This is a genomic window from Streptomyces sp. SID5910 (assembly GCF_009862125.1).
Taxonomy (GTDB): Bacteria; Actinomycetota; Actinomycetes; order Streptomycetales; family Streptomycetaceae; genus Streptomyces.
The window spans coordinates 1-5,751 of the sequence record NZ_WWHX01000816.1 but is presented as its reverse complement, the minus strand read 5'-3'; the positions used below and the strand labels follow the sequence as shown (position 1 = coordinate 5,751).

Genomic DNA, 5,751 nt, shown 5'->3' with positions numbered 1-5,751 from the left:
GAGGCGAGCCCCGAGGCGGCTTCCGGAGCGGCCCGCGAGGCGAGCCCCGAGACGGCCCCCGGCGGCGCGGGCGGCTCGGCGGCGGCCTTTCTGCGCCTGTGCGACCGCGCCGGCGTCCCCGTCACCGTGCCCGAGGGGCTGGCGGACCTGTGCTGCGGCACCCCCTGGCAGTCCAAGGGCTACACCGCCGGACACCGCACGATGGCCGCCCGCACCCTGGAGGCGCTGTGGCGGGCAAGCGACGAGGGCCGGCTGCCCGTGGTCTGCGACGCCTCCTCCTGCACCCACGGCCTGGAGCAACTCCCGGCCGCCCTCGGCGAGTCCGACCGCGCCCGCTTCGCGTCCCTGCGCTTCGTGGACAGCGTCGTCTTCACCGCCGAGCACCTGCTCCCCGCGCTCCCCGCACCGCGCCGGCTCGGCACCCTCGCCCTGCATCCCACCTGCTCGACCGTGCACCTGGGCATCGACGACGCCCTGCGCACCGTGGCCGCCGCCGTCAGCGACGAGGTCACCGTCCCCGACTCCTGGGGCTGCTGCGCGTTCGCCGGTGACCGCGGGCTGCTGCACCCGGAGATCACCGCCAGCGCCACCGCCGCCCAGGCCGCCGAGATCACCGCGCGTACCTTCGACGCCCACGCCTCCTGCAACCGCACCTGCGAGATGGGCATGACCCGTGCCACCGGCCGCCCCTACCGGCACGTGCTGGAACTCCTCGACGCGGCCACCGCGTGAACGGGCGGGACACGCGCGGACCGCACGTGTCCCGCCCGCTCACCGCAGGGCCTCAGCAGCCGCCGCAGTTGTAGTACGTGACGTCCCAGTGGTTGCCCTCGTCGGCGTAGACGTTGCCTGAGCCGGACCGCCACTGCGCGGCGCCGTCACCGCGCAGGCCGATGTAGGTGAAGCTGTTCTTGATGTAGTTGGTGACGCAGGTGCTCTTGCCGAAGTCCAGCTTGTAGCCGTTCCAGTGCGAGTAGGTGCCGGAGGCGTGCCCGGTCTCGGTACCGCCCGTGATGTTCAGCGCGCACCCGCTGGCCCGCTTGAGGGTCTGGGCGCCCTGCGCGGTGGAGAGGTTGAGCTGGTCGAAGGACGTACAGGTGGCGACGTTGCGATTGGAGCAGTTGCCGGAGGACGACCAGGTGATGCCGACGTCGCGGAACATCGACGTCGCCGTGGCGTGGCTGATCTTGGTCACCGCGAACGCGTCACCGGCGGTGCCGACGACGACGGCGCCGGGCGCGGCCACCAGCGCGAGCGCCGTGACGACCGACCGGATGCGGGTGCCTCTCGGAGACTTCATCGAAGAACCTCCATGCAGTGCGTCATGCTACGTGTGGGGTGGTTGAGCATGCGGTGCAGGACGATGGTGCCCGAGGTCTACGCGCGTACGCCAGAGGGCGTCGGACGTCCCGCACAATGAGCGCATGACCCGAACTCCCCGCACCCGCACCCGTGTCGGGCACGACCCCGCCCACATCCGTCTCGCCGCGGGGGCCGCCGCGCTGGTGATCGTCGGCGCCGGAATCGGACTCAGGGCGGTCGCGCGGGGAGACGTGGCCAAGTACGGGGGCGACGCCCTCTACACCCTTCTCCTCCTCGCCCTCGTCGTCCTCGTGGCGCCGCGGACGCGACCGGGGAAGGCCGCCGCGGTGGCCCTGGCGGCGAGCTGGGGCGTCGAGTTCCTTCAGCTCACCGACCTGCCGGCGACGCTCTCCCGGCGGAGCACGGCCGCCCGCCTGGTCCTCGGCTCCACCTTCAACGCACCCGACCTCTTCTGGTACGCGGTCGGCGCGGCGGCCGGCTGGCTCGTCGCGGCCCGGACACGCGTCGCCCCGGCCGCGGTCACAGCCAGCCCGAGCGCTGCGCCTGGAGGGCCATCTGGAAGCGGTTCGCGGCACCGAGCCGGGTCATCAGGATCTGGAGGCGCCGGAACAACGTACGGCGGCTGATGCCCAGTTCACGGGCGATGACCTCGTCCGTCGCCCCGCCGGCCAGCAGCCGCAGCAGCCGGCGGTCGGCGGGCGGCAGTCCGGCGGGGCGGGCGGTGAGGCCGTGGACGGGCAGGGCGTTCTGCCAGGCCTGCTCGAACAGGGCCGTCAGCGCGGACAGCAGGCCGCACGGCTGCACCACCAGCATGGTGTTGTGCACGTCCGCTTCCCTGATCGACAACGACACCAGTGCGTACGCCTCGTCGATGATGAGGAGCTTCACCGGCACCGACGGCAGCACCCTGGCCTGCTCGCCCGCCTCGATGCAGGGTTCGATGACGTCCTTCAGATGACCGGGGTGCTCCAGTGACTCCCGCGAGTAGACGACGCGCTGCCGCACCCCGCGCGCGAGCGTCGCCAGGGCGTCGTCGGTCGCCGTGGCCAGCGGCGCGTACGGAGGCGATTCGAACTGCCGGATCTGCTCGCGTGCGCTGGCCCACGCGTGCCGCATCCTCGGCCCGATGGCCTCCCCGGTGACGACCTCGACGAGATCGTCGTTGTAGGCGGCGAGCCGCCGGCGCCGGAACGACTCGAACGCGCCCCCGACGGCGATGCGCGACTCCGCCAGCTCGGCCGCCCGGTGCCGGGCGAGGATCTCCAGGCCCGCCGCCGGCGGCACCGGGGCCACCAGGTCCCCGTCCCCGGCCGCCGCACTGGCCAGACCGGCGTCCGCCAGCTCGCCGTACGCCGCGGCCAGGTCGGCGCCGCCCAGCCCGGCCGCCACGCCGACCGCCTCCAGCGGAGCGGGGGCCAGCTCCAGCAGGGCCAGATAGACCCGGCACGTCGTGCCGGCGAGCCCCAGCATCCGCAGGGCCTCGCCGAGTCTCGCGTTCTCCATGGGGCGATTGTCCCAGGTCCGACCGGGTCCGTGTCCGATCAGTGCCACTGGCACGGTCGGGCGCCACGACCTGCCGCGGGGCGGTACCGTCCCGGAAGTCCGGCCGCCCAGAACCCGACGAAAGGTGGACGACGTGTCGAACCGTCGTAAGAACAGCCTCTACCCGCAGATCTCCGCGGAGCTCTCCGCCCTGATGCGGACGGGCTGGGCGGACACGGAACGACACGACCTGCGGCCCGCCGAGCAGGCCCCGCACGCGGCCCGCCGCCGCGCCGCCCTCTCCGCGCGCTTCCCCGGCGAACGCCTCGTGATCCCCTCGGGCAACCTCAAGGTCCGCTCCAACGACGACACGTACCCCTTCCGGCCGTACACGGGCTATGTCCACATGACCGGCGACCAGGCCCGGGACGGCGCACTCGTCCTCGAACCCCGCGCGGACGGCGGCCACGACGCCTACTGCTACCAGCTGCCGCGCGACAGCAGGGGCGACGACGAGTTCTGGACGGGCGCCCACGCCGAGCTGTGGGGCCGGCGCCGCTCGCTCGCCGAATCGGAGCGCGTCCTCGGGCTGCCCTGCCGTGACGTCCGCACCGCCGTCGCCGACCTGGCCGCCGCCTCCGGCCCGCGCACCCGGATCGTCCGCGGGATCGACCCCGCCCTCGAAGCCGCCGTCACCACCGACGCCGGGCGCGACGCCGAACTGGAGGACGCGCTCAGCGACCTCCGCCTGGTCAAGGACGCCTGGGAACTCGGTGAGCTGCGCAAGGCCGTGGACTCCACCGTGCGCGGCTTCACCGACGTCGTCGCGGAGCTCTCCCGGGCGATCGCGTCCTCCGAGCGCTGGATCGAGGGCACCTTCTTCCGCCGGGCGCGCCTGGAGGGCAACTCGGTGGGCTACGGCTCGATCTGCGCCGCCGGCGAGCACGCCACGATCATGCACTGGACGGACAACGACGGCCCGGTCCGCCCCGGAGACCTGCTCCTGCTCGACGCCGGCGTCGAGACGCACTCCCTCTACACCGCCGACGTCACCCGCACCCTGCCGATCAGCGGCACCTTCACGCCCCTCCAGCGCGAGATCTACGACGCGGTGTACGAGGCCCAGGAGGCCGGCATGGCGACGGTCAAGCCGGGGGCCCCGTACCGCGCCTTCCACGAGGCGGCCCAGCGCCACCTGGCCGCGCGGCTCGTCGACTGGGGTTTCATCGAGGGCCCCGCCGACCGGGCCTACGAGCTGGGCCTCCAGCGCCGCTTCACCATGGCCGGCACCGGTCACATGCTCGGCCTGGACGTCCACGACTGTGCGCGGGCCCGCACGGAGGAGTACGTCGACGGCGTGCTGGAGCCGGGCATGTGCCTCACCGTCGAGCCGGGCCTGTACTTCCAGGCGGACGATCTGACCGTGCCCGAGGAGTGGCGGGGCATCGGCGTCCGGATCGAGGACGACCTGGTCGTCACCGACGACGGCCACGAGAACCTGTCGGCGGGCCTGCCCCGCGCCGCGGACGAGATCGAGGCATGGATGGCCCGCCTGGCGGGCTGAGCACCGGGCCCTTCGGCGAGACGCGTCCGGCGGTTCAGGCCGAGCGTTCCCACTCCTCGGCGGACACCGGGTGCGCGAAGGGCCGGCCGCTCACATATCTCTCCAGCTCGTCGGCCGCCGCAGCCGCCATGCGGTGCAGCTCGGTGCCCAGGGATCCCGCGACGTGCGGGGTCAGCACCACGTTCGGCAGGTCGTAGAGCGGGGAGCCCGGCGGCAGGACCTCCGGAACGGTGACGTCGAGCACGGCGTCGAGCCGCCCGGACACCAGCTCCTCGGTCAGCGCCCGCTGGTCGACGAGCGAGCCCCGGGACGTGTTGATCAGGGTCGCCCCGGTACGCATCGACGCCAGCCGCGCGCGGCTCATGAGGTGGCGGGTCGTCGGCAGTTCGGGTGCGTGCACGCTCACCACGTCGCTGCGCACGCACAGTTCGTCGAGTCCGACGGCCGTCGCGCCCAGCCGTTCCGCCTCGCCGGGCAGGAGATACGGGTCGTGCAGCAGCAGTTCCAGATCGTGGGGCCGGAGCAGTTCCAGGACCCGGCGGCCGATCCGGGAGGCCCCCACGACGCCCACGGTGCGCCGGTAGTTGCCGGCCGCCCCGTAGGCCGCCTGCCAGTCGTGGTCGGCGCGGCGACGCCGGTAGTCGTCCCGGATGCGCAGCAGGTCCTTGCCCGCCAGGAGCACGAAGGCGACGGTGTACTCCGCGACCGGCACGGCATTGGCCGAGGCCGCCGAGGTGACGGCGATGCCGCGGCGCCAGCAGGCGTCGGTGATGTGGTGCTTGACGGATCCCGCGGCGTGGATGACCGCCCGCAGCCGGGGCGCCCGGTCGAGGACGTCCTCGGTCAGGGGCGGGCAGCCCCAGCAACTGATCAGGACCTCGGCCTCGTTCAGGGCCGCCGAGGCCGCCGGCGTGCCGAAGTCGTCGGCGACCAGCGCCGGGTCGAGATCCGAGAGCCCGGTCAGCCGGGTCATCGTGGGGGCGTCGATCAGCTTGGGCGCCAGATCGGCGTGCATGGCGAGCAGGGCCCGGGGCCGACGGCCGGGCACCGGGACCGGAGCCGGGGCGGCGTCGGTGACGGAAGCGGGGTTGTGCACGGGATTCTCCCGGGTGAGGTGTGGCGCGGCGGACGGCGGTCGTGGCCCCGGGGGCACTACTTGACGGCTCCGGCCGTCATCCCCGCCTTCCAGAACCGCTGAAGTCCGACGAACGCGATGACCAGGGGGACGACCGCGAGCAGCGAGCCGGTCACCACGAGGGGGTAGTACTCGGGGAACGCGCGCGTCTGGGTGTTCCAGGAGTAGAGCCCGAGGCTCACCGGGAACAGCTTGGTGTCCGAGAGCATCACCAGCGGCAGGAAGAAGTTGTTCCAGATCGCGGTGA

Annotated in this window: 6 protein-coding genes and 1 pseudogene; 3 read left to right on the top strand and 4 right to left on the bottom strand. The window is 73.2% G+C overall.

Features of this window, described 5'->3' with window-relative positions:
• Nucleotides 1-732 (top strand): (Fe-S)-binding protein (locus GTW67_RS28775; RefSeq protein ID WP_161167681.1); only part of this gene is annotated, 732 nt, incomplete at its 5' end.
• A 52-nt stretch (nt 733-784) separates the two neighbouring features.
• Here GTW67_RS28775 and GTW67_RS28770 read toward each other — a convergent pair.
• A complete protein-coding gene (locus tag GTW67_RS28770; RefSeq protein ID WP_161167680.1) occupies nt 785-1,300 on the bottom strand; it encodes a hypothetical protein in 516 nt (171 codons plus the stop codon).
• A 124-nt stretch (nt 1,301-1,424) separates the two neighbouring features.
• Here GTW67_RS28770 and GTW67_RS28765 point away from each other — a divergent pair, with 124 nt between their 5' ends.
• Nucleotides 1,425-1,949 (top strand): ribosomal maturation YjgA family protein, encoded by a 525-nt coding sequence (locus GTW67_RS28765; protein ID WP_161167679.1) that lies wholly within the window; start codon nt 1,425-1,427, stop codon nt 1,947-1,949.
• On the opposite strand, the gene GTW67_RS28760 is transcribed toward GTW67_RS28765, so the two are convergent.
• Nucleotides 1,843-2,826, bottom strand: coding sequence for a helix-turn-helix transcriptional regulator (locus GTW67_RS28760; RefSeq protein ID WP_161167678.1), 984 nt, complete (start codon nt 2,824-2,826; stop codon nt 1,843-1,845). The genes GTW67_RS28765 and GTW67_RS28760 overlap by 107 nt on opposite strands.
• 133 nt (nt 2,827-2,959) lie before the next feature.
• Here GTW67_RS28760 and GTW67_RS28755 point away from each other — a divergent pair, with 133 nt between their 5' ends.
• Nucleotides 2,960-4,369 carry an aminopeptidase P N-terminal domain-containing protein gene (locus tag GTW67_RS28755; protein WP_161167677.1) on the top strand — a complete coding sequence of 470 codons (1,410 nt, stop codon included), beginning with the start codon at nt 2,960-2,962 and terminating at the stop codon, nt 4,367-4,369.
• Nucleotides 4,370-4,403: 34 nt separating this feature from the next.
• Here GTW67_RS28755 and GTW67_RS28750 read toward each other — a convergent pair whose 3' ends face one another.
• Together GTW67_RS28750 and GTW67_RS28745 are read right to left on the bottom strand one after the other, a co-directional pair.
• Nucleotides 4,404-5,384 carry a hydroxyacid dehydrogenase gene (locus GTW67_RS28750; protein WP_161167682.1) on the bottom strand — a complete coding sequence of 327 codons (981 nt, stop codon included), beginning with the start codon at nt 5,382-5,384 and terminating at the stop codon, nt 4,404-4,406.
• Nucleotides 5,385-5,521: 137 nt separating this feature from the next.
• Nucleotides 5,522-5,751: pseudogene (locus tag GTW67_RS28745) on the bottom strand (carbohydrate ABC transporter permease); the annotation flags it as partial.